The 341-nt window shown below is 39.6% G+C and carries 1 pseudogene; it reads left to right on the forward strand.

Annotated features, from left to right (window positions below):
- Window positions 1-267, forward strand: a pseudogene (locus HC175_RS21585) (bifunctional metallophosphatase/5'-nucleotidase); the annotation flags it as partial.
- Window positions 268-341 lie beyond the last annotated feature (74 nt).

Here is a 341-nt window from a genome sequence, read left to right on the forward strand (position 1 = left end):
GTGATCTGTCTTTCCCATTTAGGTTACAATTACCGAAGCGAAAAAATCAGCGATATGAAGCTGGCACAACAAACCAAAAATATTGATCTCATAATTGGTGGTCACACCCACACCTTTCTACCCAAACCTACCATAGCTCACAACAGCGAAGGGAAAAATGTGCTCATCAACCAGGTGGGCTGGGCCGGAGTAAATCTTGGAAGAATAGATTTTTACCTTGACGATTCAGGAAAAGTGGATGGAAGCGGAGCCACTATAATCGTCTAACATGATTATTTTATTGATTTTGTGATACACAATAAAAATCTGAGGATGAGCTGTTTTCAATTTTTAACCAGATC

This window comes from Salinimicrobium oceani (assembly GCF_012037645.1).